Origin of the sequence: Actinomadura sp. WAC 06369, assembly GCF_003947565.1 — a bacterium.
Classification (GTDB): domain Bacteria; phylum Actinomycetota; class Actinomycetes; order Streptosporangiales; family Streptosporangiaceae; genus Spirillospora; species Spirillospora rifamycini.
On the sequence record NZ_QHJN01000131.1, the window covers coordinates 1 to 23205 of the forward strand.

Consider the following 23205-nt stretch of genomic DNA (forward strand, 5'->3'; position numbering starts at 1 on the left):
GCCCCAATCCACCCCGGCAATAACCCCACCCAGCCGCAACAGAGCACCGAAGCCACTACCGGCACAGGCACCCCGCCTGCACCTGCACCGGCGGCACCGGCGTCTCCGGCTGCTTCGGACGGCAGCGGCGGCATCGTGGGCATCGGCGGCTCCGGGCGGCGTCGGAGGCGTCGTGGGCACCGGCTGCCTCGGCCACTCCGGTGTCTTCGGCTGCTCCGGGGTTGCCGGCGGCACGGGGCGGCTGTGGCCGTTCCGGACGGCATCGGTGGCGTCGTGGGCATCGGCGGCTCCGGGCGGTTTCGGCCGCTCCGGCGGCTCCGGGCGGCTCCGGCGGCTCCCGTCGGGCGGTCGGACGGTGGCATGGAGTAGCGCGGGGGTGTCGGCGGGTCGTTCCGTCAGGTGATCGAGAGCGGGCCGCCGGGCGGTCGCCGCGATCGTTCCCACACCGTCGTGGGGACGCCGGACACCACCGGCACGATCGCGGTGGCCCGCGCCCGCCCCGTCACAGACGGCCGTACATATGTGAGGGCTCCGCCTATAAGCCCGCCTTGGGGCCGCCCCGTGGCAAACCCGCAGTCCCCGACGCCCAGGGCGGGCCGTTGGGGCGGCCCCATGCCATCGACGCGGCCGCCGACCCTTGGCCCCCGCTGATCCCGAAGGTGGTGAGCAGCCATCCGTACCCGGCTCCCGACAATCCCGGCCGCTCCCACGCGTCCAGCACGAACACCGAGAGGTGCCGGCAGCCTCCCGTGGCCGTACACGCCCGTCCACGACGGCGCCGACCTCGCTCCGACCGCCCGCGCACGGCTCGCCGACCTCGATCGCCAGGTGATGGACCTCGCGGCCAGGCAGGTCGAGCGGCGCGAACGGACGCTTGTGGACGGCGGCCGAGTTCCGCTCGCTGATCATCGGCCGTCCCGTTCTGCGCCGCATCGCCCAGCGCCTTGTGCGGGCGGCGGGCCCCTCGACGTTCCGCCTGGACGAGGACCGCATGTTCGCCGCCGTTCACGACGCCCCGTTCGTCGTGCCGCCCGACGCCCGAATCACCCCGCCGCACCTCGACGACACCCCGCCGGGTTTCCTGAGAACCCGCTATCCGGGGCCCTCAGGCCCTCGCGTGGGGTGCGTGGATGCCTAGCGGCTACCCGGCTGCCGGTCGGGGCGGCTTCTGCGGACCGCCGCCGGGGCCCTCAGGCCCTCGCGTGGGGGCGTGGATGTCTCGGGCGACTGGGGAGCACTTCGCATGGGCGTGTTTGTTCGGGTTGAGGGGCGGCTGGTCGGCCGCGTGCGCCTGCCGGCTCCGTGGGCTTGCGCCGGTTGGCGTGCCTGTGACGGGGGCGCCTGGGTCAGGAGACGGCTTCGCCGGGTTTGCCGGGGTCGATGCGGCGGTCGGGGTTGCGGGCGTTCCAGGCCCGCATCCGCGGGGGGTAGCCGACGATCTGGACGTCGTAGACGGGGGCGCCGAGGTCGCGGGCGACCTTGCCGATGACTTCGGGGGCGCCGACGCGGCGGCGGGTCCACTCGCCGTCGTGGGCGACGGCGACCGCGGTGGTGTCGGTGGCGAAGGTCTCCGGCTCGACGAAGAACTCCACGCCGCGGCGGGAGCGCGCGAAGGCGATCAGCGCCTCGATGTCGGCGTCGGTGGCCTCGCGGTCGAGCCTTGTCACCGAGGACCCGCGGTGCTTGCGGATCCCGAACCGGTCCCGGAACCTCATGATCTGCCCTGTCGGCTGGGTGGCGCCCCCCGTTCCCGGGGGCTGGTCTGACGATAAACGATCGCTTGCTCGCGGCGGTTCCCGACACGGCGGTCGCGTCCCGGACGGGCGGGGTTCCGCGATCTAGACTGGCGGGGCTCGAAGATCGGGGGGAGCGGATGGACGGGCCTGGCCTGGTCCGGCGGGGGGCCGCGGCCGTGCTCGCGGCCGCGCTGTGCGGGTGGCTCAGCACGCTGGCGCCGTCGGCCGGTTCGGTGGCGGTCGTGGCCGTGCAGGCGGTGCGGGAGGAGCCGGCGCCGCCGGCGCCGCCGCCGGAGCCGGAGGTCGACTGCGCGCGGGCGAAGTGCGTGGCGCTGACGTTCGACGACGGGCCGGTGCCCGGGACGGCGGAGCTGCTGGACGTGCTCGAGGCGCGGGACGTCCGGGCGACGTTCTTCGTCGTGGGGGAGAAGGCCGCGGAGCACCCGGAGCTGGTGCGGCGCCAGCACCTGGCGGGCCACGAACTGGGGAACCACAGCTACACGCACGCGGACCTGGGGGCCGCTTCGGGGGAGCGGGTGCGGTCGGAGCTGCGAAGGACGCAGGACGTCATCCGGCGCGCCAGCGGGTTCACGCCCGTGCTGCTGCGCCCGCCGTACGGTTCGATGTCGAGGACGCTGACGCGGGAGGCCCGGGAGTCGGGGCTGTCGCAGGTGCTGTGGTCGGTGGACCCGCAGGACTGGAGCGAGCGCGACACCGGGTCGGTCGAGGAGCGGGTCGTCGAGGGGACGCGGCCGGGGGCGGTCGTGCTGATGCACGACATCCACGGTTCGACGGTCGACGCGGTGCCGGAGATCATCGACCGGTTGCGGCGCGACGGGTACGTGTTCGTCACCGTGTCGGAGTTGTTCGACGGGCGGCTCACCCCCGGGGAGGAGTACGTCGAGCGGGAATCAGGGCAGCCTCAGGGACTTCCCTGATGGCCCGGCGGGCGGGGCGCGCGGACTATGGGGACATGAGTACTCAAGGCCACCTGCGGGTGTCGGACGCCGAGCGTGAACCCGCCCTCGGACGGCTGAAGGACGCGTTCGCCGAGGGGCGGATCGACCACGACGAGTTCGACATGCGCACGCATCTGGTGCTGACGGCGAAGACACGGGACGATCTGGCCTCGGCCACGGGTGACCTGGCGCCCGCGCCGGCGGCGGGGGGTGCCGTCGCGGTGCAGGGCGACGAGCGGGTGGTGGCGGCGGTGGCGCACGGGCTGGGCGCGTTGACGCTGTTCGTCGGGCCGCTGGTGGTGATGCTGACGCGGGGCCGCCGGTCGGAGTACGTGCGCAGGCAGGCCGCGGAGGCCGTGAACCTGCAGCTGACGCTCCTGGTGATCACGATCGTGACGTTCGGGGTCGGCGGCGTGCTCTACTCCGTGGCGTGGATCGCGTCGGTCGTCGCGGCGATCTACGCGCTGGCCGGGGAGCCGTTCCGGTACCCGTGGATCTTCCGCCCGGTCAAGTAGCACTCGGGTTTGTGGGCGCGCCCCCACGGGGAAAGGTTGACCGACCGCCTCGTAGGGAGATGGATCAGCGTGCCCATGCCTTTATTCCCCTCCCTGCCTGTGATGACAACAACGTCCGGGTTATGTGGACCGTACATGGGATGATCGATTAACTATGTTCGGGAGGGGTACATGACGGAGCTTGCGATCAAGGGCGATCACCAGCGGGCGGTGGAGGCGCTCAGGCGGTCCTACGCGGCGATCCCGGCGGGCACGCCGGTGCGGCTGGCGAAGAAGACCTCGAACCTCTTCCGGTGGCGCGACCCCTCGGCGGCCCCCGGCCTGGACGTGTCCGGGTTCGACAGGGTGCTGAGCGTCGACCCGGACGAGCGGACCGCGCAGGTCCAGGGCATGACGACCTACGAGGACCTGGTCGACGCGACGCTGCCGCACGGGCTGATGCCGACGGTCGTCCCGCAGCTGAAGACGATCACGCTGGGCGGCGCGGTCACCGGGCTGGGCATCGAGTCGACGTCGTTCCGCGACGGTCTCCCGCACGAGTCGGTGCTGGAGATGGAGGTCCTGACCGGCGACGGGCAGATCGTCACGGCGACGCGCGACAACGAGCACGCGGACCTGTTCTACGGGTTCCCGAACTCCTACGGGACGCTCGGCTACTCGCTGCGGTTGAAGATCGAGCTGCGGCCGGTGCGGCCGTACGTCCGGCTGCGGCACCTGCGGTTCGGCGACGCGGCGTCGCTCGCGAAGGCGATGGCGGACATCACCGAGTCGCGGACGTACGAGGGCGAGGCCGTCGACTTCATGGACGGCACGGTGTTCAGCGGGTCGGAGCAGTACATCACGCTGGGGTTCTTCACGGACGAGGCGCCGTACACGTCCGACTACACCGGTCAGGAGATCTACTACCGGTCGATCCAGCGGCGGTCGGTCGACTTCCTGACGATCCGCGACTACATCTGGCGCTGGGATACCGACTGGTTCTGGTGCTCGGGCGCGTTCGGGGTGCAGAACCCGCTCGTGCGGCGGGTGTGGCCCGACAAGGCCAAGCGGTCGGACGTGTACCGGAAGCTGGTCGCGTACGACCGGCGGTACCACGTCGTCGCCCGGGTGGAGCGGTGGCGCGGGCTGCGGCCGCGCGAGGACGTCATCCAGGACATCGAGGTCCCGGTGGAGCGGCTGCCGGAGTTCCTGGAGTTCTTCCACGAGAAGATCGGGATGAGCCCGATCTGGCTGTGCCCGCTGCGGGTGAAGGAGCAGTGGCCGCTGTACCCGCTCGAGCAGGGCCGGACGTACGTGAACGCGGGGTTCTGGGGGACGGTGCGGATCCCGCCGGGGCAGATCCCCGAGTACCACAACCGGCTGATCGAGCGCAGGGTCGCGGCCCTGGACGGGCACAAGTCGCTCTACTCGACGGCGTTCTACGGCCGTGACGAGTTCTGGCGCTACTACGACGGGGAGACCTACCGGCGGCTCAAGGGCGCCTACGACCCGGACGGGCGGCTGCTGGACCTCTACGACAAGTGCGTGCGCGGGCGCTGACCTGGCGCCCGCCGTTTTCGGGGGGCCCGGCGGCGAGCGGCGGCCGACCGCGTCGGCGGCCGGCGGACGCGCCCGTCCGGGTGGAGAGACAGGAGGGAACAAGATGACGCTGGCCAAGGTCTTCGAGCAGCTCGCCGGGCCGCAGGCGCCAGTGGAGTTCACGGCGTACGACGGTTCGCGGGCGGGGGCGCCCGGCGCCGACATCCGGGTCCACGTGCGTTCGCCGTACGCGGTGTCCTACCTGGTGCATTCGCCGGGGGCGCTCGGTCTCGCGCGCGCCTACGTGACCGGGATGGTCGACGTCCACGGCGACATGATCACGGCGCTGTCCACGATGCAGGCGCTGTTCGGTGAGGTGACGGGGCGGCAGAAGGCGGGGATCCTCACCGAGGTGATGCGCGACCCGCTGCTGCGCGGCGCGGTGTCGCGGCGGCTGGACCCGCCGCCGCAGGAGGCGCCGTTCAGCCGGATCCCGTCGTGGCTGCGGCACTCCAAGCGGCGCGACGCGCGGGCGATCTCGCACCACTACGACGTGTCGAACACGTTCTACGAGTGGGTGCTGGGCCCGTCGATGGCGTACACGTGCGCGTGCTACCCGGCGGAGGACGCGACGCTGGAGGAGGCGCAGTTCCACAAGCACGACCTGGTGGCCAAGAAGATCGGGCTGCGGCCCGGGATGCGGCTGCTGGACGTGGGCTGCGGCTGGGGCGGCATGGTGATGCACGCCGCGCAGGAGTACGGCGTGAAGGCGCTGGGCGTGACGCTGTCGAAGCAGCAGGCGGAGTGGGCGCAGAAGGCGATCGCCGACCGCGGCCTGTCCGACCTGGCGGAGGTCCGGCACCTGGACTACCGGGACGTGGCCGAGTCGGGGTTCGACGCGGTCAGCTCCATCGGGCTCACCGAGCACATCGGCAAGGCGAACCTGCCGTCGTACTTCTCGTTCCTGTACGGGAAGCTGAAGCCCGGCGGGCGGATGCTGAACCACACCATCACGCGGCCCGACAACCTGGCTCCGCCGCGCAAGGAGAACGGGTTCATCAACCGGTACGTGTTCCCGGACGGCGAGCTCGAGGGCCCGGGGTACGTCCAGATGCAGATGAACGACGCCGGGTTCGAGATCCGGCACCAGGAGAACCTGCGGGAGCACTACGCCCGCACGCTCACCGGCTGGTGCCGCAACCTGGACGAGCACTGGGACGAGGCCGTCGCCGAGGTCGGCGAGGGCACGGCCCGCGTGTGGCGCGTCTACATGGCGGGGTGCGTGCTCGGCTTCGACCAGAACTGGATCCAGCTGCACCAGACGCTCGGGGTGAAGCTGGACGAGAAGGGCAACTCCCACATGCCGCTGCGTCCCGACTGGGGCGTGTGACGGCGGCGGCGCTCCCGCGGAAACGACGAGCCGACCGGCTGACCGGTCGGCTCGTCGCGTTTCCGGGTCCGCTCAAGGCGTCCGGCGCGCGCGTGTACACGGCACCTGGCGGGGGACGGGCGAGGCGTGGAGCGTCGCAGAGGGGTCGCGGAGGTCGCCGAGGAACTGCTGGGCGTCCGGGAGCTGCGTCCCGGGCAGCGTGAGGCGATGGAGGCGCTCGCCGGGGGACGGGACGCGCTGGCGGTGCTGCCGACGGGGTCGGGGAAGTCGGCGGTGTACGAGGTGGCGGGGGTGCTGCTGGGCGGCCCGGTCGTGGTGGTGTCGCCGCTCGTGTCGCTGCAGCGCGACCAGGCGCTGGGGCTGCGGGAGGCGGGCCTGGAGACGCACGTCCTGAACGCGGCGGCCGGACGGGCGCGGCGCGAACGGGCGGACGCGGCCCTCGCCGCGGACCGTCCGGCGTTCGTGTTCATGGCGCCCGAGCAGCTGCTCCGCGAGGACGTGCGGGCGCGGCTGGGGGAGTCGCCGCCGCGGCTGCTGGTCGTGGACGAGGCGCACTGCGTCTCGGCGTGGGGCCACGATTTCCGCCCGGACTACCTGCGGCTCGGCGCGGTGGTCGCGGCGCTGCGGGACCGTCCGGTGGTGGCGGCGCTGACGGCGACGGCCGCGCCGCCGGTCCGCGCGGAGATCGTCGAGCGGCTCGGCATGCGGGACCCGGCGGTGGTGGTCCGGGGGTTCGACCGGCCGGGGATCCGGCTGTCGGTGCGCCGGTTCGGGGACCCGGACGAGCAGGCCGACGCCGTCGTGCGGACCGCGGAGGGACTGGACGGCTCGGGCATCGTCTACGCGGCGACGCGCAAGGACACGACCGGGTACGCGGAGCGCCTGCACAGCGCGCGCGCCTACCACGCGGGCCTGCGCAAGAAGGAGCGGGACGCGGTCCAGGCGGAGTTCATGGACGGACGTACGCGCATCGTCGTCGCGACGAGCGCGTTCGGGATGGGGATCGACAAGCCGGACATCAGGTTCGTGCTGCACGCGCACGTCACCGGTTCGCCGGACGAGTACTACCAGGAGGTCGGCCGCGCGGGGCGGGACGGCGAACCGGCCGAGGCGGTCTGCTTCTACCGTGCGGAGGACCTCGGCCTGCCGCGCTTCTTCACCGGCGGCCTGCCGGACGAGGAGACGCTCGGTGCCGTCTACGCGGCGGTGCGCGAGGGGACCGGGACGCGCCGCGAGCTGGCGGCGCGCACCGGCCTGTCGGCCCGCAGGCTGGCGGTGCTGCTGGACCTGCTCGCCGAGGCGGGGGCGGTGCGCCTGCGGCGGCGCGTGCGTCCGGTCCCCGATCCGCCGTCCCCGGACGCGGCGGTCGCGGAGGCGGTGCGCCTCGCGGAGAACCGGCGGGACGTGGAGCGGACCCGCATCGAGATGATGCGGCGGTACTGCGAGCTGGCCGACTGCCGGCGCCGCTTCCTGCTGCGCTACTTCGGCGAGACCTACGACCGGCCGTGCGGGCACTGCGACAACTGCGAGGCGGGCCGCGCCGAGACGCGCGCGGACAACCGCACGTTCCCGACGGGCACGCGGGTGGAGCACCGCGAGTGGGGGCGGGGACGGGTCGTCGAGGGCGCGGGCGACCGCGTCACCGTCCTGTTCGACGACGTCGGCTACCGCGAGCTGCTCGTCGAATCGGTCCTGGACAACGATCTGCTCAAGCGCGTCTAAACCCGGTCAAGATTCCTCTCGCGCCGAGGTCCCCGCAGGTCGAACGGGGTAGGCGGGGGGCAGGACGTCGAGCTGGGGGGACGCGTGGCCATGCACATCCGGTCCCCGGTGAAGCCGATGCTGGCGGCGGCCGTGGACCGCGTGCCGGAGCCGCAGGCGTGCCCCGGCGGGTGCCGCTACGAGCCGAAGTTCGACGGGTTCCGCGCCATCGCGATCGTGGACGAGGCGGGCGCGGTGCTGCTGGCGTCCCGCCGCCGCACGCGGTTCAACGAGGCGTTCCCCGAGGTGGCGGCGGCGGTGGCGGAGCTGGTGCCGCCCGCGACGGTGCTGGACGGCGAGATCGTCCGGTGGGGTCCGGACGGGCGGCTGGACTTCGGCGCGCTGCAGCGCCGGCACGTCGCCGGGCGCCGCCGCCCGGACCTGGCGCGGGCCGAACCGTGCCACTACGTGGTGTTCGACGTCCTGGAGGCCGGCGGCGCGGACCTGCGGCGGCGCCCGCTGCGAGAGCGCCGCGCGGTCCTGGAACGGTTGCTCGGGGACGTCCCGGCCGCCGCGCGGGTGGTGGCGTCGCCGCAGACGGCGGACGTCGCGGAGGCGCGCCTGTGGTTCGAGGCGCTCGCCGAGCAGGGCATCGAGGGGCTGGTCGTCAAGGACGCCGACGGCGCGTACCTGGAGGGGCGGCGCCGCTGGAAGAAGGTGAAGCGCCGGACGACGGCGGAGGGGATCGTCGGCGGCGTCACCGGCACGCGGCAGGCGCCGGAGTCGCTGATCCTGGGCCGGTTCGACGCGGACGGCCGGCTGCGGGTGGTCGCGCGGACGACGCCGCTGCCGCCCGCCGCGCGCACCGGGCTGGCGGCGGTGCTGCATCCGGGGTCGCCCGACCATCCGTGGCCGGCGGAGCTGCCGTCGGGGTTCGCGGGCGGCCCGTACGGCTCGCACCCGCCGATCCGGTACGTCCGCACCGAGCCGGAGACGGTGGTGGAGTTCAGCGCGGACGCGGCCGTGGAGAACGGCCGCTGGCGGCACGCCGTCCGGTACGTCCGGATGCGGGCGGAACTGGACCCGTCGGACGTGCCGCCGTTCGGCGACCCGTACTGACCGCCCGCGTCAGCCGGCGAGCCAGTCGAGGACCAGCCGGCCGACCTCGGCGGGCCGGTCGCGCTGCAGGAAGTGCCCGGCGCCGGGGACGAGCCGGGCCCGGGAGCCCGGCGGCAGCGCGGCGACGATCGGGGCGAGGTCGCCGCCCGGCGCGACGACGTCCGCGCCCATGCAGCCGTCCTCGTCGCCGTGCAGGTAGAGGACGGGACGGGTGCCGCGCGCGTCCGCCGCTTCCTGCGCGGCGGCGTAGCGCTCGATGTGCCGCTCCGGATCGAGCATCGCGCGGTAGTAGCCGAGCGCGGCGGTGATGTTGCCGGGCGCGGCGAGGCATTCCATGACGCGGTCGACCTCCGCCGTCGGGTCGGGCGCGCCGGGCGGCGACCAGTCGCGCCACAGCCCCTCCACGAACTCGCGGTTCAGGATCGTCTCGGCGAGCGCGGTCTGGAACACGAACACGTAGAACGAGCGCTTGAGCTGCCCGTACGCGAAGAACGAGCTGACCAGCACCTCGATCGGCGGGACCGCCATCGCGACGGCCCGGCGCCACCGGTCCGGTGCCATGCTCGCGGCCCCGTAGGCGGCGGCCGCGCCCCAGTCGTGGCCGATGAGGACGGCGTCCGGGCCGCCGCCGAGGGCCTCGTGGAGCGCGACGGCGTCGGCGGCCAGCGCGCCCGTCTGGTAGGCGCCGTCCGCCGGGACGGACGTGGGCGCGTAGCCGCGCATGAACGGGGCCACGGCGCGGTACCCGGCGGCGGCCAGGTCGGTGAGGAGGGGACGCCACGTGTGCGGGGAGTCGGGGAAGCCGTGCAGGCACAGCGCCAGCGGCCCGTCCGGCGGCCCGGCCTCCAGGTAGCCGAACGTCAGCCCGTTCGCGTCGATCGTCCCGTCGGAGATGTCGGTGAAGTCGCCCATGCGCTCGCCTCCTCGTGGCGCCGCCACCCTCTCATCACGACGGCGGCGGCGATGTGACCCGGGTCACCTAATGCCGTGCGGACTCGCCGCGCCGCACTTTACTCTGAGAGGGTGCATGTAAACCGAATCGGATTCGGAATGATGAGGTGACACCGTGCTCAAGGCCGAGGACATCAACCTGACGGACTGGGATTTCTGGCGCCGTCCCCACGACTACCGCCATGAGGCGTTCAAGGCGCTGCGGGGGCACGGCGAGCTGATCCGCTACGACGAGCCCGAGGTCGTCATCGTCGAGCAGGGCCCCGGCTACTACGCGCTGACCCGGCACGCCGACGTCGTCGAGGCGTCCCGCCGCCCCCAGGACTTCTGCTCGGGGCGCGGCACGATCAGCATTCCGGACATGCCCGGCGACCTGCACGAGTACTTCGGCTCCATGATCAACATGGACGACCCGCGGCACGCCAAGATCCGCCGGATCGTCTCCCGCGCGTTCTCCCCGCGCATGATCCAGCGGTTCGAGGACAAGGTCGAGGCGGTCGCCGCCGAGCTGGTGGACGGCATCGCCGCCGGCCGCGGGACGGGCGACTTCGTGCAGGACGTCGCCGCCCGCCTCCCCCTGAAGATCATCTGCGACATGATGGGGATCGGCGAGGAGCACTACGGCACCGTCCTGGACGCCACCAACGTCATCCTCGCCGGCAACGACGCGGAGTTCCTCCCCACCGGCAGCGCCGAGGAGATGGCGATGGCGCTGCTCGGGGCCGGCGAGACCCTGAAGGGCCTCGTGGAGGACCTCGGGCGCCGCCGGCGCGCCGAGCCCACCGACGACCTGACGTCCGCGCTGGTCAACGCGAACATCGACGGGGAGTCGCTGACCGACCAGGAGCTCGGCTCGTTCTTCATCCTGCTCGTCGTCGCGGGCAACGAGACGACCCGCAACGCGATCGCGCACGGCCTCGACCTGTTCACCCGGCACCCCGAGCAGCGGGCCCTGCTGGTCGAGGACTTCGACGGCCGCATCGCGGGTGCCGTCGAGGAGATCGTCCGCTACGTGTCCCCGGTCATCTGGATGCGCCGCACCGCGACCCGCGACACGACGCTGAACGAGCACGAGATCAAGGAGGGCGACAAGCTCGTCCTGTACTACTGGTCCGCGAACCGGGACGAGTCGGTCTTCACCGACCCGGAGAAGTTCGACATCCTCCGCGACCCCAACCCGCACGTCGGGTTCGGCGGCCCCGGCCCGCACTTCTGCCTGGGCGCCCACCTCGCCCGCCGCGAGATCACCGTGATGTTCCGCGAGCTGCTGCGCCGCGTCCCCGACATCCGGGCCGGGGAGGCCGAGCGGCTGGAGTCGAACTTCATCAACGGCATCAAGCGCCTGCCGTACACGTTCTGAACGCGCGGAGCGGGCCCCGGCCGGCGGCCGGGGCCCGCTCGCGGACGGGTCAGCGCAGCTCGCGCTTGAGGATCTTGCCCGTCGCGGTCATCGGCAGCTCGTCGCGGAACTCGACGATCCGCGGGTACTTGTAGTTCGCGAACTGCTCCTTGCCCCACGCGACCAGCTCGTCCTCGGTGACCGTGGCGTCCGGCGTGCGGATCACGTACGCCTTGATCTCCTCGCCGTGGCTGTCGTGCGGGACGCCCACCACGGCGGCCAGCGACACCTGCGGGTGGGTCATCAGGACCTCTTCGAGCTCCCGCGGGTACACGTTGTAGCCGCCCCGGATGATCATGTCCTTGGAGCGGTCGATGATGAAGTAGTAGCCCTCCTCGTCGCGGCGGGCCACGTCCCCGGTGCGGAACCAGCCGTCGCGGATCGCGGCCTCGGTCGCCTCGGGCCGCTTGTAGTAGCCCTTCATGATGTTGTGGCCGCGGATCGCGATCTCGCCGGGGCCCTCGCCCTCGACGTCCTTCCAGTCGTCGTCGATCAGCTTCATCTCGACGCCCCACACCGGCAGCCCGATCGAGCCGGGCTTGGTCGGGCGGTCCGGGCGGTTGAACGACGCGACCGGCGACGTCTCCGACAGCCCGTAGCCCTCCAGCACGTCCGCGCCGAACTTCTCCTTGATCCCCTTGAGGACCTCCATCGGCAGCGCCGCGCCGCCCGACACCGCGACCCGCAGGTTCTCCCGGATCGTCGCGACGTCCTCCGCGGACGTGTCGTGGGTCAGCAGCCCCCAGTACATCGTCGGGACGCCCGCGAAGATGTTCACCTTCTCGCGGACCATCAGCGCGACGGCCTCCCCGGCGTCGAACCGCGGCTGCATCACCAGCGTCGCGCGCCGGTAGAACCCGACGTTCATCACGCACGTCTGGCCGAAGATGTGGAACAGCGGCAGCGTCACCAGCGACACGTCGTGGAGCGTCTTGGCGAACAGCGTGTCGTCCACCATCGCGTTCATCAGCAGGTTGCCGTGCGACAGCTCGGCGCCCTTCGGCTGCCCGGTCGTCCCGCTCGTGTAGATGATCACCGCGGTGTCGGTGGCCTCGCTCAGGTGCGGCTCGAACGTGCCGGGTTGCCCGCCCAGCGCCGCCCAGAACAGCTCCGCCCCCTCGATCGGCGACTCGGTCGCCGCCGGGTTCGCCGGCAGCAGGAAGAAGTGCTCGCACTCCGCGGCCTGGTCGAACCCGGCCTTGCCCATCTCGCCGAGCGGCAGCTCCGGCGTCCCCTCGAAGCAGAAGAACGCCTTCGCGTCGGAGTCGGCCAGGTGGTAGGCGATCTCGCGCGGCTTCAGCAGGACGTTCAGCGGGACGACGACCGCGCCGGCCTTGAGCGCCCCGAAGTAGACCATCGGGAAGTACGGCAGGTTGGGGCTGGACAGCGCCACCTTGTCGCCCGGTCCGATGCCGCGCGACCGCAGGAGGTTCGCGACCTGGTTCGCGACCGAGTCGATGAAGGAGTACGGCAGCCGCAGGTCGCCGAACACGACGGCGTCGCGGTCCGGCGTCTCGCGGGCGGCGTCCTCCAGCAGCACGGACAGGTTGAGCATGGCACTCCTCGCGCGGAACGGATGACCGGCCGGTTGTTACCGGCGAGTCTACGAATCGTTCCGCTCATCCTGCTGTATCCGGACGTGTCCGCGCCATGGTGCGACGCCCTTTTTGACGTGCCGTTTTGCCCCGACGGCCCGGTCGCGGGGACGGGCGTGACGGGAGGGGCACGGAGCGTCCCGGACCTGCCGGTCGTGTCACGATCCGGGCCGGATCGTTCCCGGGCGGTGCGCCGCCGCGCGCGCCCGTCCCCCGGCCCGGTTACGATGACCGTTCCGGGAAAAGGGGGCATTGTCGTGATCATTTTCGGCTGGCGCGTGGTGTTCTTCACCTTGGGCAAGGGCGTCTTCCACTGCCCGCAGTGCGGCGGCGACCGCGAGTACCGCCGGCGCCAGGGCCGCAACTTCTTCACCCTGTTCTTCATCCCGGTGCTGCCGCTGAACAAGACCGGCGGCGAGGTCGTCGAGTGCGGCACCTGCCGCGGCCGCTGGACGCCCGGCGTCCTGGAGGTCCCGACGACCGCGCAGCTCGCCCACATGCCCGCGATGCTCCTGCGGATGGCGATCGCCCAGGTCCTGCGCTCCGGCGACTACACCCACGCGCCCGCCCGCTCCCGCGCCGTCGCCGTCGTCCGCCAGGCCGGCGAGAGCGGCTACGACGAGAGCGCGCTGAACGCCGACCTCGGCCGCCCGTTCGACGACGTGCGCCGCGAGATGGGGCGCGCCTCGTCCGCGCTGGCCCCCGAGGCGCGGGAGAGCATCCTGCGCGCCGCCGCCGAGATCGCCCTCATGGACGGGCCGCTCAGCGTCTCCGAGGAGGAGACCCTCGGCGCCGTCGGCGCCGACCTCGAACTGACCCGCGTCCAGATCACCGGCGTCGTGTCCCTCGCCCGCCAGGCGTCCGGCCACTGACCCCCGCCGGACCGGGCGGCGCCCGCGATATCCCCGGGCGACCGGGGTTGCGGTTGCGCTACGCTTGTTGTATGCATGCCAGGCTGCTCCTCGAACGGCCACGCTGACGCGAGAAGTCAGCGTGGCGGCCCCTCCTGAGCGAGGGGCCGTTTCATTTCGGCGGACGGCCCGGCCCCTTTGCCAGGGACTCGCTAGGGACGGAAGAGAGAGTAAGCGTGAGCAGCGACGAGCAGTACGACCCGCGGGCGGTTCAGGACAGGTGGCAGGCCCGGTGGGCGGAGCTCGACCCGTTCAAGGCCGCCGAAGGCGACGACGGCCGCGAGCGGCGCTACGCGCTGGACATGTTCCCCTACCCGAGCGGCGACCTGCACATGGGTCACGCGGAGGCGTTCGCGATCGGCGACGTCCCCGCCCGCTACTGGATCCAGCGCGGCCACAACGTGCTGCACCCCATCGGCTGGGACTCCTTCGGCCTGCCCGCCGAGAACGCCGCGATCAAGCGCGACTCGCACCCGGCCGAGTGGACGTACGCCAACATCGACACCCAGGCCGCGTCGTTCCAGCGGTACGCGCCGTCCTTCGACTGGTCGCGGCGGCTGCACACGTCCGACCCCGAGTACTACAAGTGGACGCAGTGGCTGTTCCTGCGCTTCTATGAGCGGGGCCTGGCCTACCGCAAGGGCGGCCATGTCAACTGGTGCCCCAAGGACCAGACCGTCCTGGCGAACGAGCAGGTCGTCGGCGGGCACTGCGAGCGCTGCGGCACGCTGGTCGAGAAGCGCGTGCTGACCCAGTGGTACTTCAAGATCACCGAGTACGCGGACCGGCTGCTGGACGACATGGAGCAGCTGGAGGGCAAGTGGCCCGAGCGGGTCCTGCTGATGCAGCGCAACTGGATCGGCCGCTCCACCGGCGCCGACGTCGACTTCGTCATCGAGGGCCGCGACGAGCCCGTCACCGTCTACACCACGCGCCCCGACACCCTGTACGGCGCCACGTTCATGGTCGTCGCCGCGGACGCCGCGCTGGCCGAGGAGATCTGCGCGCCCGACCACCGGGCCGCGTTCGAGGCGTACCGGGAGGAGGTCTCCCGGGAGAGCGAGATCGAGCGGCTGTCCACCGAGCGGGAGAAGACCGGCGTCTTCCTGGGCCGCTACGCGATCAACCCGGTGAACGGCGAGCGGCTGCCGATCTGGGCGTCCGACTACGTGCTGGCCGAGTACGGGCACGGCGCGATCATGGCGGTCCCCGCGCACGACCAGCGCGACCTGGACTTCGCGCTGAAGTTCGGGCTGCCGGTCCGCGTCGTCGTCGAGACCGGCCAGGCCGACCCGGCGGCGACCGGCGTCGCCACCCCCGGCGAGGGGCGGCTGGTCAACTCCGGCCCGATCGACGGGCTGGCCAAGGCGGACGGCATCGCCCGCATCATCGAGATCATGCAGGAGCGCGGCACCGGCCGGGCGTCGGTGAACTTCCGGCTGCGCGACTGGCTGGTGTCCCGGCAGCGGTTCTGGGGCTGCCCCATCCCGATCGTGCACTGCGACGCGTGCGGCGAGGTCCCGGTGCCGGACGAGCAGCTGCCGGTGCGGCTGCCCGACGGGCTGCGCGGCGCCGACCTGGCGCCCAAGGGCACGTCGCCGCTGGCCGCCGCGGCCGACTGGGTGAACACCGAGTGCCCCAAGTGCGGCGGCGCCGCGAAGCGCGACACCGACACGATGGACACGTTCGTCGACTCGTCCTGGTACTACTTCCGGTACTGCTCGCCGGGGTACGAGGGCGGCCCGTTCGACGTCGAGCAGGTCCGCAAGTGGATGCCGGTCGACCAGTACACGGGCGGTGTCGAGCACGCCATCCTGCACCTGCTGTACAGCCGGTTCTTCACCAAGGTCCTGCACGACATGGGCATGGTCGACTTCACCGAGCCGTTCACGCGGCTGCTGAACCAGGGCCAGGTGATCAACCAGGGCAAGGCGATGTCGAAGTCGCTGGGCAACGGCGTCGACCTGGGCGAGCAGATCCGCGAGTTCGGGGTGGACGTCGTCCGGCTGGCGATCCTGTTCTCCGGGCCGCCCGAGGACGACATCGACTGGGCCGACGTGTCCCCGCACGGCATGTCGAAGTTCCTGTCCCGCGTGCACCGCATCGCGAGCGAGGTCGGGGCCGCCCCCGGCGGCGACCCGGCGTCCGGCGACACCGCGCTGCGCCGCGTCACCGCCCGCACCGTCGACGAGGTCACGACCCTGGTCGAGTCGCAGCGGTTCAACGTCGCGATCGCGCGGATCATGGAGCTGGTCACCGCGGCCCGCAAGGCGATCGACTCCGGTCCCGGCGCCGCCGACCCGGCCGTCCGGGAGGCCGCCGAGGCGATCGCGGTGCTGCTGTCGCTGTTCGCGCCCTACACCGCCGAGGAGGCGTGGTCGCTGCTGGGCCGCACCGCCCCGGTGATCCGCGCGGGCTGGCCGGCCGCCGACCCGGCCCTGCTGGTCGAGGAGTCGGTCACCTGCGTCGTCCAGGTCGCCGGCAAGGTCCGCGACCGGCTGGACGTCGCCCCGGGCATCGCGGACGGCGAGCTGGAGAAGCTGGCGCTGGCGTCGCCGAAGGTGCGGGACGCGCTGGGCGGCGCGGACATCGCGAAGGTGATCGTCCGCGCGCCGAAGATCGTGAACATCGTGCCGAAGCGCTGAGACGGGAAACGGCCGCCGGGGGCGCCCCGGCGGCCGTTCCGTCGCTCGTTCACATCTTGCGGAGGACCGCCACCACCCGGCCGAGGACGGACGCCTCGTCGCCGGGGATCGGCTCGTAGGCGGAGTTCTGCGGCAGCAGCCAGATGTGCCCGTCGCGCCGCTTGAACGTCTTCACCGTGGCCTCGCCGTCGATCATCGCGGCGACGATGTCGCCCTGCTCGGCGACCGGCTGCTGGCGGACGACGACCCAGTCGCCGTCGGCGATCGCGGCGTCGATCATCGAGTCGCCGGTGACCTTCAGCAGGAAGTGCGTGCCCTCGCCGACGAGCTGCTTGGGCAGCGTGAAGACGTCCTCGACGGCCTCCTCGGCGAGGATCGGGCCGCCGGCCGCGATCCGGCCGACGAGCGGCACGTACGCGGGCGCCTGGGCGGACGCCGTCCCGTCCGGGGTCTCGGGCTCGGTGCGCACCGGCGTCGCCCCCGGCACCCGCACCTCGACCGCGCGCGGCCGGTTCGGGTCGCGCCGCAGGAACCCCTTGCGCTGCAGGGTCCGGAGCTGGTGCGACACGCTCGACGTGCTGGTCAGGCCGACCGCCTCGCCGATCTCCCGCATGGACGGCGGATAGCCGCGGCGCTGCACCGAGTCGCGGATCACCTCGAGCACCATGCGCTGCCGCTGCGTCAGCCCCGACTCGTCCATCGGCCCGTCGGGCAGCTCCCGGACCTTGCTCATCGCTCGCCTCCCGGGCGCCTCGATCTCATCACTCCTGGCCCTGCACGCTATCGCGCCCGGGCGCCTCGATCAAACAATTGTTCGAAGTGCTCAGGTGTTTTCTGAGGACGTCCACAGAACATCGTACAGGCGTTCGATCGGATTTTCTCGCGCCGGGGCCCGAGATGGCCGCTTCACCCGATACGCACCGCACGGTTTGCCCGTCCGAACCGATTGCGCAAGACGCCTCTCCCGGGGTGCCGCTTCGGTGCCTTCTCGAATCGCCCCCGCCCGCCCCGGTTACGGCGGACCGAGAGTGAGGAAGGCGTGTCCGCGACCGCCATGCGACCCGGAAATGGGAGTCCGGGAGCTGAGTGACATATCCGCTATGCCGGACGAACGGGCGGTGTCCCGAGTCGGCGGACGAGCGGTGGGCGCCGGTGCGGAGAATCGTGTCGCGCCCGGCCCGAAACCGCAGCGTACGGCCGTCGCCGGGTGCTGGGGGCGGTCATTGGCGAGGGGGCTCGGGATCCGCGTTCCTCGACCGGCCGAAGCGGTTTCCGATCGCCGCGGCGACATCCGTATTAGCGGCGCCCGCAGCCCCGCGACCGGATTCCGGCGGACGCGCGAGTGACGGGGTTCGACGGCGATTCCCATTGCGCCGGACGTCCCGGCCGGGGACCGGCCGAAGCGGGCGGACCGGGTCGGACATCGGGACGGCACGGGATCGGGCGGACGCCCCTGGTGCGGCCCGCCCCTCCGCGATCCGGATCCGATCGAAAACGCGGATTGCGGACGCGGGCGGCGAGAAGTTTGGCCCGCTTCGGCGTCGTCCAGGTCCCGCACGCCGAGGCGGCCGTTCGCGGACGTCCGCGCGGGGAAGTCCGCCCCCAGCCGCGCCCGCCTGCGGACGGGTCGGGCGGCGCGCGGCAGGACGCCGCGAGGGTGCCGGAGCGGCGGACGATCCCGGGTCGCCGGCCGCCGTTCCGGCGTCCGGGCGCGACACGCCGGAGCGCGGATCCGATGTGGCGGGACGCGGCCGCGCGCCACCAGCGCGTCCGTGGCGGATGTGACTCGGGAGGCAGTCGATCAGGTTGCGTTGGCGTCTGCAGACCCGTACGGTTGACCACAACATCTAGTAGTTACATCGATGGGATTAACCACAACTTGTGATTGTGGCACTGTTCTCGCGATGGCGCTCCAATCGGTTCGGGGAGGGGAGAGACGTGCACTGCCCGTTCTGCCGCAACCCCGACACCAAAGTGATCGACAGCCGTTCCACCGACGACGGCGGCGCCATTAGACGGCGCCGCTCGTGCGCCGAATGCGGTCGGCGATTCACCACGCAGGAGAATGTCCTCGTGATGGTCGCCAAGCGAAGCGGCGTCACCGAGCCGTTCTCCCGCGACAAGATCATCGCTGGGGTGCGCAGGGCCTGCCAGGGCCGCCCGGTCGACGAGGACGCGCTCGCGAAGCTCGGCCAGCGGGTCGAGGAGGACATCCGCTCGGCGGGATCGGCGGAGATCCCCTCGCACGAGATCGGACTCGCGATCCTGGGGCCGCTCGGTGAACTCGACGAGGTCGCGTATCTACGGTTCGCCTCCGTGTACCGGAGCTTCGAATCGCTCGACGACTTCGCCCGGGAGATCGAGACACTGCGGAATGCCGGTTCCTCGGGGGAGCCCGGCCCGTCCCGTTAGGGACGGCGGAAACACAAAGCATCGAACGTGAAGCGCCACCGCGCCGGGCATGCCCCGCGCGGCGGCGGAGTTGTTCCTGGACAGGGCCCGGCGGGAGGGCCCGAGAGGGGGAAGGTCATGACGGAGACGGTGAGCGGCTCGACGGCGCGGCGCGGCAAGGGGGCGCGCAAGGGCCTGAAGGTCGAGCGGATCTTCACCAAGCCCGGCGTGCATCCGTACGACGAGCTGACCTGGGAGCGCCGTGACGTCGTCATGACCAACTGGCGGGACGGCTCGGTCAACTTCGAGCAGCGGGGCGTCGAGTTCCCGGACTTCTGGTCGCTCAACGCGGTCAACATCGTCACGTCCAAGTACTTCCGCGGCGCCGTGGGCACCCCGGCCCGCGAGTGGAGCCTCAAGCAGCTCGTCGACCGCGTCGTGAGCATGTACACGAAGACGGGCCTGGAGAACGGCTACTTCGCGTCGGACGAGGACGCCGAGATTTTCGACCACGAGCTGAAGTACGCGCTCGTGCACCAGATGTTCAGCTTCAACTCGCCGGTCTGGTTCAACGTCGGCACCAAGTCCCCGCAGCAGGTCTCGGCGTGCTTCATCCTGTCGGTCGACGACACGATGGAGTCGATCCTCGACTGGTACAAGGAAGAGGGCGTCATCTTCAAGGGCGGCTCCGGCGCCGGCCTGAACCTCTCCCGCATCCGGTCCAGCCGCGAGCTGCTGTCGTCCGGCGGCACCGCCAGCGGCCCGGTCTCGTTCATGCGCGGCGCGGACGCGTCCGCCGGGACGATCAAGTCCGGCGGGGCCACCCGGCGCGCGGCGAAGATGGTCGTGCTGGACGTCGACCACCCCGACATCGAGGAGTTCATCGAGACCAAGGCGCGCGAGGAGGACAAGATCCGCGCGCTGCGGGACGCCGGGTTCGACATGGACCTCGGCGGCAAGGACATCGGCAGCGTCCAGTACCAGAACGCCAACAACTCGGTCCGCGTGTCGGACGAGTTCATGCACGCCGTGGAGTCGGACGGCGAGTTCGGGCTGCGCGCCCGGATGACCGGCGAGGTCGTCGAGAAGATCAAGGCCAAGGACCTGTTCCGGCAGATGGCGAAGGCCGCGTGGGAGTGCGCCGACCCGGGCGTCCAGTACGACGACACGATCAACGACTGGCACACCAACCCCGAGACGGGCCGCATCACCGCGTCGAACCCCTGCTCGGAGTACATGTCGCTGGACAACTCGTCCTGCAACCTGGCCAGCATCAACCTGCTGAAGTTCCTCGGCGAGGACGGCACGTTCGACGTCGCGCGGTTCGTGAAGCTCACCGAGCTGGTCATCACGGCGATGGACGTCTCCATCACGTTCGCCGACTTCCCGACCGAGAAGATCGCCGAGACGACCCGGGACTACCGCCAGCTCGGCATCGGCTACGCCAACCTCGGCGCGCTGCTGATGGCGACCGGCCACGCCTACGACTCCGAGGGCGGCCGCTCCCTCGCCGCCGCGATCACGTCGCTGATGACGGGCGTCGCCTACCGCCGCTCGGCCGAGATCGCGGGCGTCGTCGGCCCGTACGCCGGGTACGCGCGCAACGCCGAGGGCCACAAGCGGGTGATGCGCAAGCACGCCGCCGCCAACGACGAGGTCCGCACGCTCCACGACATGGACCGGACGATCCTCGCGGCCGCCGCCAAGCAGTGGCAGGAGTGCCTGAAGGTCGGCGAGAAGCACGGCTACCGCAACGCGCAGGCGTCGCTGCTGGCCCCGACCGGCACCATCGGCCTGATGATGGACTGCGACACCACCGGCATCGAGCCGGACCTCGCGCTGATGAAGTTCAAGAAGCTCGTCGGCGGCGGGTCCATGCAGATCGTCAACCACACGGTGCCGCGCGCCCTGGAGCAGCTCGGCTACCAGCAGGAGCGGATCGAGGCGATCGTCGAGTACATCGCCGAGCACGGCCACGTCGTGGACGCCCCGGGCCTGCGGCCCGAGCACTACGAGGTGTTCGACTGCGCGATGGGCGAGCGCGCGATCAGCCCGATGGGGCACGTGCGGATGATGGCGGCCGTCCAGCCGTTCCTGTCCGGCGCGATCTCCAAGACCGTCAACATGCCGGAGCAGGCGACCGTCGAGGACATCGAGAAGGTGTACTTCGAGGGCTGGCGGCTCGGCCTGAAGGCCCTGGCGATCTACCGCGACAACTGCAAGGTCGGGCAGCCGCTGTCGGCCGCCGGGAAGAAGGAGAAGGCGGAGACCGCCGCGGCGCCCGCGCCGGCGGCCGAGGTCCGGCCGGTCCGCAAGCGGCTGCCGAAGCAGCGCCCCGCGACCGTCACCCGCTTCTCCGTCGCCGGCGCCGAGGGCTACATGACCGCCTCGTCCTACCCGGACGACGGCCTCGGCGAAGTGTTCCTCAAGCTCGGCAAGCAGGGGTCGACCCTCGCCGGCGTGATGGACGCCTTCTCCATGGCGATCTCCATCAGCCTCCAGTACGGGGTGCCGCTGGAGACGTGGGTCGAGAAGTTCACGAACATGCGGTTCGAGCCGGCGGGCATGACCGACGACCCGGACATCCGCATGGCGACGTCGGTGATGGACTACATCTTCCGCCGCCTGGCGCTCGACCACCTGCCCTACGACGAGCGCGCGGGCCTCGGCATCTTCACCGCCGAGGAGCGCGCCATGCAGGCCAACGGCGAGGACCCGGCGTCCCTGCACGAGGACGACGTCCAGCACGACGCCCTCGCCCAGACCGCGGAGATCGCGCGTCCCGCCGCGCCGCAGGCGGCCCCCGCGGCGTCGAACGGCGCGCACTCGTCCGTCGAGGCCATCGAGAGCCGCCAGGGCCGCACGCAGGACGCGCCGCTGTGCCTGACCTGCGGCACGAAGATGCGCCCCGCCGGCAGCTGCTACGTCTGCGAGGGCTGCGGCTCCACCAGCGGCTGCAGCTGAAGCAGCGCCCCCTGAGGGGCGGCACGTGAAGGGAAGCGGGCGCCGGGTCCACCGGCGCCCGCTTTCCCCGTTCCGGGCGCCCGGGGCGGAACGGGGTTGAGTTTCCAGCGGCTGGAAGGTGCACAGTCGGGCCATGAGCACGAGCGCGGAGCTGTTCACGATCGGGCGGCTCGCCGAGCGGTGCGGGCTGCCGACGCGGACGGTCCGGTACTGGTCCGACGCCGGGCTGGTCCCGGTCGCCGCGCGGTCGGCGGGCGGCTACCGCCTGTACGACGCGGAGGCGGTGGCGCGGCTGGACCTCGTCCGGACGCTGCGGGAGCTGGGGCTGGGCCTGGAGCAGGTCGAGGCGGTCCTGACGAACGCCGCCACGGTCGCGGAGGTCGCGGCGGCGCACGTCGCGGCGCTCGACGCGGAGATCCGCATGCTGCGGACCCGCCGCGCGGTGCTCGGCACGGTCGCGAAACGCGCGACCTCGACGGAGGAGACGCTGCTGATGCACAAGCTGGCACGGATGTCCGCCCGGGAGCGGCAGGAGATCATCGACGAGTTCGTCCGGTTCGTGGTGGAGGGGGTCGAGGCCGACTCGCCCGCGCACGGCATCGCGGAGAACATGCGGCGGCTGGCCGAGCTGCCGGACGACCCCGCGCCCGAGCAGGTGGACGCGTGGATCGAGCTCGGCGAGCTGGTCGCCGACGAGGACTTCCGGCGGCGCGTGCGCGGCATGGCCGTCGCCGGGCGGCCCGCCGAGGAGCAGCGGTACGCGATCGACCCGGGCGCCGTCCTGGAGCACGCCGGGCGGGCCCTGGCGGACGGGACCGCGCCCGGATCGGCGGAGGGCCGCGCCGTGGTCGAGCGGATCACCGGCCCGGACGTCCCGGCCGCGGACCGCGCGGCGGCCGCCGACGAGATCGCGGCGTTCACCGACGCCCGCGTGGAGCGCTACTGGACCCTGCTGGCGGTCATCGCCGGGCAGGAGCCGACCCCGCCGGCGGTCCCGGCGTTCGAGTGGTTCATCGCGGCGCTGCGCGCCCACTCCGGCTGACCCGCGTCAGGACGGCGCGTCCCCCGCGGCGTCCGTCGGCGGCTTGACGGGCTGCGTGTCGCCGGAGCGGCGGCGGTGCGCCGCCTTCCGGCGGCCCGCCACGGGCTTGTCGTCCTCGGTCCCGGCGGGCGGGGCGGAGGATGCGCGGTGGGAGCGGCCGCCGCCCCGGCGGGGGCGGGGGTTCGGCGCGGCCACGGGGTTCGTGTTCCTGTGCTCCCTCGCCCTCGCGATGGTGGGGGGGGTGTCGATCAGCCGCCCGTTCGACCCCGGGCGGGCCGAGGCGGCGGCCGTCCGGCTCGCCCCGGAGGTCGCGCGGGCCGCCGCCGCGGTGCCCGCGCACCCGGGGACGGTCGTCGCGCTGACCTACCA

Annotated in this window: 18 protein-coding genes; 13 read left to right on the forward strand and 5 right to left on the reverse strand. The window is 72.2% G+C overall.

The window, feature by feature from the left end; all coding sequences use genetic code 11:
* The first annotated feature begins 874 nt into the window (after nucleotides 1-874).
* Nucleotides 875-1138, forward strand: a complete 264-nt coding sequence (locus tag DMH08_RS42855) for a DUF4132 domain-containing protein (RefSeq protein WP_442778658.1) — start codon at nucleotides 875-877, stop codon at nucleotides 1136-1138.
* Nucleotides 1139-1346: 208 nt separating this feature from the next.
* Here DMH08_RS42855 and DMH08_RS28730 read toward each other — a convergent pair whose 3' ends face one another.
* The gene (locus DMH08_RS28730) at nucleotides 1347-1715 is read right to left on the reverse strand and encodes a hypothetical protein (protein ID WP_026405021.1); all 369 of its coding nucleotides are present in this window, start codon (nucleotides 1713-1715) and stop codon (nucleotides 1347-1349) included.
* Nucleotides 1716-1873: 158 nt separating this feature from the next.
* Between DMH08_RS28730 and DMH08_RS28735 the strand changes: the two genes are divergently transcribed.
* From DMH08_RS28735 to DMH08_RS28760, 6 genes are all read left to right on the forward strand, one after another.
* Complete coding sequence (locus tag DMH08_RS28735; RefSeq protein WP_125618948.1) at nucleotides 1874-2674, forward strand: polysaccharide deacetylase family protein; 801 nt, start codon at nucleotides 1874-1876, stop codon at nucleotides 2672-2674.
* Nucleotides 2675-2709: 35 nt separating this feature from the next.
* Nucleotides 2710-3210: a DUF1707 and DUF4870 domain-containing protein gene (locus DMH08_RS28740; RefSeq protein ID WP_125618950.1), complete on the forward strand. Its 501-nt coding sequence runs from the start codon at nucleotides 2710-2712 to the stop codon at nucleotides 3208-3210.
* Nucleotides 3211-3381: 171 nt separating this feature from the next.
* On the forward strand, nucleotides 3382-4749 hold the full coding sequence (locus DMH08_RS28745; RefSeq protein WP_026405019.1) for an FAD-binding oxidoreductase: 1368 nt from the start codon (nucleotides 3382-3384) through the stop codon (nucleotides 4747-4749).
* 103 nt (nucleotides 4750-4852) lie between these two features.
* Entirely contained in the window at nucleotides 4853-6118 is a 1266-nt protein-coding gene (locus DMH08_RS28750) for a class I SAM-dependent methyltransferase (RefSeq protein ID WP_125618952.1), read from the forward strand.
* Nucleotides 6119-6244: 126 nt separating this feature from the next.
* Nucleotides 6245-7840 carry a RecQ family ATP-dependent DNA helicase gene (locus tag DMH08_RS28755; RefSeq protein ID WP_233617869.1) on the forward strand — a complete coding sequence of 532 codons (1596 nt, stop codon included), beginning with the start codon at nucleotides 6245-6247 and terminating at the stop codon, nucleotides 7838-7840.
* 90 nt (nucleotides 7841-7930) lie between these two features.
* Nucleotides 7931-8938, forward strand: coding sequence for an ATP-dependent DNA ligase (locus tag DMH08_RS28760; RefSeq protein WP_233617870.1), 1008 nt, complete (start codon nucleotides 7931-7933; stop codon nucleotides 8936-8938).
* A 9-nt stretch (nucleotides 8939-8947) separates the two neighbouring features.
* On the opposite strand, the gene DMH08_RS28765 is transcribed toward DMH08_RS28760, so the two are convergent.
* Nucleotides 8948-9850 (reverse strand): alpha/beta fold hydrolase, encoded by a 903-nt coding sequence (locus tag DMH08_RS28765; RefSeq protein ID WP_125618956.1) that lies wholly within the window; start codon nucleotides 9848-9850, stop codon nucleotides 8948-8950.
* Nucleotides 9851-10004: 154 nt separating this feature from the next.
* On the opposite strand from DMH08_RS28765, the gene DMH08_RS28770 reads away from it, so the two are divergent.
* Nucleotides 10005-11249: a cytochrome P450 gene (locus DMH08_RS28770; RefSeq protein ID WP_125618958.1), complete on the forward strand. Its 1245-nt coding sequence runs from the start codon at nucleotides 10005-10007 to the stop codon at nucleotides 11247-11249.
* A gap of 49 nt (nucleotides 11250-11298) precedes the next feature.
* Here DMH08_RS28770 and DMH08_RS28775 read toward each other — a convergent pair whose 3' ends face one another.
* Nucleotides 11299-12843: a long-chain-fatty-acid--CoA ligase gene (locus tag DMH08_RS28775; RefSeq protein ID WP_125618960.1), complete on the reverse strand. Its 1545-nt coding sequence runs from the start codon at nucleotides 12841-12843 to the stop codon at nucleotides 11299-11301.
* 297 nt (nucleotides 12844-13140) lie between these two features.
* On the opposite strand from DMH08_RS28775, the gene DMH08_RS28780 reads away from it, so the two are divergent.
* Together DMH08_RS28780 and leuS are read left to right on the forward strand one after the other, a co-directional pair.
* Nucleotides 13141-13755 (forward strand): TerB family tellurite resistance protein, encoded by a 615-nt coding sequence (locus DMH08_RS28780; protein WP_125618962.1) that lies wholly within the window; start codon nucleotides 13141-13143, stop codon nucleotides 13753-13755.
* 215 nt (nucleotides 13756-13970) lie between these two features.
* On the forward strand, nucleotides 13971-16439 hold the full coding sequence (gene leuS, locus DMH08_RS28785; RefSeq protein WP_125618964.1) for a leucine--tRNA ligase: 2469 nt from the start codon (nucleotides 13971-13973) through the stop codon (nucleotides 16437-16439).
* Nucleotides 16440-16488: 49 nt separating this feature from the next.
* Here the strand turns inward: leuS and lexA are convergent, their stop codons facing one another.
* Nucleotides 16489-17172 carry a transcriptional repressor LexA gene (gene lexA / locus DMH08_RS28790; RefSeq protein ID WP_125618966.1) on the reverse strand — a complete coding sequence of 228 codons (684 nt, stop codon included), beginning with the start codon at nucleotides 17170-17172 and terminating at the stop codon, nucleotides 16489-16491.
* Between the two features lie 1205 nt (nucleotides 17173-18377).
* On the opposite strand from lexA, the gene nrdR reads away from it, so the two are divergent.
* The 3 genes from nrdR to DMH08_RS28805 all read left to right on the forward strand — a co-directional run bounded on the left by nrdR (nucleotide 18378) and on the right by DMH08_RS28805 (nucleotide 22836).
* Nucleotides 18378-18851 (forward strand): transcriptional regulator NrdR, encoded by a 474-nt coding sequence (gene nrdR / locus DMH08_RS28795; protein ID WP_026405010.1) that lies wholly within the window; start codon nucleotides 18378-18380, stop codon nucleotides 18849-18851.
* 117 nt (nucleotides 18852-18968) lie between these two features.
* Complete coding sequence (locus DMH08_RS28800) at nucleotides 18969-21794, forward strand: vitamin B12-dependent ribonucleotide reductase (RefSeq protein ID WP_125618968.1); 2826 nt, start codon at nucleotides 18969-18971, stop codon at nucleotides 21792-21794.
* Nucleotides 21795-21927: 133 nt separating this feature from the next.
* Nucleotides 21928-22836 (forward strand): helix-turn-helix domain-containing protein, encoded by a 909-nt coding sequence (locus DMH08_RS28805; RefSeq protein ID WP_125618969.1) that lies wholly within the window; start codon nucleotides 21928-21930, stop codon nucleotides 22834-22836.
* Nucleotides 22837-22842: 6 nt separating this feature from the next.
* Here the strand turns inward: DMH08_RS28805 and DMH08_RS28810 are convergent, their stop codons facing one another.
* A complete protein-coding gene (locus DMH08_RS28810; protein WP_125618971.1) occupies nucleotides 22843-23031 on the reverse strand; it encodes a hypothetical protein in 189 nt (62 codons plus the stop codon).
* Between the last annotated feature and the right edge of the window lie 174 nt (nucleotides 23032-23205).